1 protein-coding gene is annotated in these 1,897 nt (G+C 53.5%); it reads right to left on the bottom strand.

Annotated elements, in window-relative coordinates; all coding sequences use genetic code 11:
* Positions 1-1,249 (bottom strand): hydantoinase B/oxoprolinase family protein (locus NKJ06_RS35265; protein ID WP_352812537.1); only part of this gene is annotated, 1,249 nt, incomplete at its 3' end.
* Positions 1,250-1,897: the final 648 nt, after the last annotated feature.

The following is a 1,897-nucleotide window of genomic DNA, read 5'->3' on the forward strand; positions in this document are numbered from 1 at the left end:
AAACCTCGATGGGAATGTCCCTCAGGCCGCCATTCACTTTATTGATCAGTCCGGAGACCCCATCATGGCCACGGAACGCCCCCCAGCCTCCGACATGGCACTCGAAATCGATAAAAATTCCTCCACTACGGGGATCCGTGCCCGACATGATCACGGGATTTGAATCGCCGTAATCAGCAGCGGTAACTTTGTCTGGCATCGCATTGGCCAGTGCCTTGGCGAGGAGGTCGATTTGCAATCCCAGGGAACTAAAGTACCAGTTTGCGGGTGCGGGACTGGTACAGGCGAGAAACGATCCCTCGCGTAGTTTTACTGACAGCGACCGAAACGAGCCACCGTTAACCGGTTTGTCCGATGCGAACAAATATTTGAATCCGACTCGACATGCTGAGATTGTCTGAGAAGCCCCACTGTTGATCGGGCCAAGCGCCTGATCACTGGCCTCGGTTACATCGATTTCTATATCGCCACCCTTTACAGTAACTCGCATTTTCACCTGTAGCGGGCCGTTTCCCAATCCGTCATCGTCGACAAAGCCTTCCGCCGAGTATTCTCCATCCGGAATCACTTCTATGGCTGCCCGTTCAAAGCTTTCGGTTTGATCGAAGATGACCTTCTTTGCCTCGTTAACAACTTCAACTCCATATTTGTCGAGGAGTTCGATTACGCGGCGAGACCCCACGTTCGCAGCCGCGATCTGCGCCTTTAGATCGCCGATTACTCCCTTAGGTAGTCGGGTGTTGGCCTCGATCACGTCAACCACGTCGTGATTGATTTCGCCCCCTATTGCCACTCGGGTGGGCGGAAGGCGTAGGCCCTCCTGGAATATCTCCGTTGAATCGAACGACTGTCCTGGGTCCTTGCCGCCAATGTCCAGCCAATGGGCTCGGGATACGGCGAAACCAAAGAGCTCGCCCCTGAAAAAGATCGGTGCATATACAGAGACGTCATTGAGATGGGTGCCAACCACGTAAGTATCGTTCAGTGCCCAGATGTCGCCCTCGCGCCAAATGTGCCTGCCGAATTTGCGCTCCGTATATTCTGAACAGATTTCCAGATTGCCGAGAAATATCGGCAAACCCGACGATTGTCCGAGAACCTTGTGGTCGCGGTCCAGAATGGCAACAGCGCAATCCTTCATCTCATAAATGATTGGCGTGAACGCAGAGCGTATCAGCATCGCGTTCATTTCTTCTGCGGCGGATATCAATCCGTTCCTGACGATCTCAACAGTAATGGGGTTCAACATTTTGCATCCCATTGCCCAACTCTGATGCTCATGACCCGCCCTTCGAGTTCAAAAATCAGCTTCAATCTACTGCGCGCCTCGAACGCTCGAGGCTCGCCGACTCCGGCACGGGCCGGGAGCGAGGCCGAGCTATAGGGTCGGCAGCGTATCCAGTTTTGGCCCAGCCTACGGCGGCATGTGCAATAGATCCCCTTCTATGCCAGATCCATGAACTCTTAACTTCCAAGATCACGCCAACGATAGCCGTCCCCGAAAGGCTCGCTAATATCAAAGTTTTAGTAGCCACAGTGAAATTGATATGGAGCCACGCTGCACCAGTTCTGGTCTTCTAGCGTTATCTTGAGCCTGCGGCGCTTCATACGTTCGCCTGATCGCAGCAGAGTGTATCGAGGGAGGAGTTCCACCCGGGTCAGGTGACCACCTGCTGCGGTGTCGGGCATTCCGATTTGGTGATTGCCGCTTCTCGTCTAGCGGGATGCTGTGGCTCATGCATGCCTTGTGCAAAGAGCACTCGCAACGAGGAAAATGTAGAAATTTCTCAACATGGACGCTCAAAAATGAACCTGGTCAAAACCCCTCTTGGTGAAGCTGACGTGGTGCGCGATATCGGCTACGTACCTATGAAGGACGGAACACGTATCGCTTACA

Origin of the sequence: Mesorhizobium sp. M0293, from assembly GCF_040321735.1 — a bacterium.
GTDB lineage: Bacteria > Pseudomonadota > Alphaproteobacteria > Rhizobiales > Rhizobiaceae > Mesorhizobium.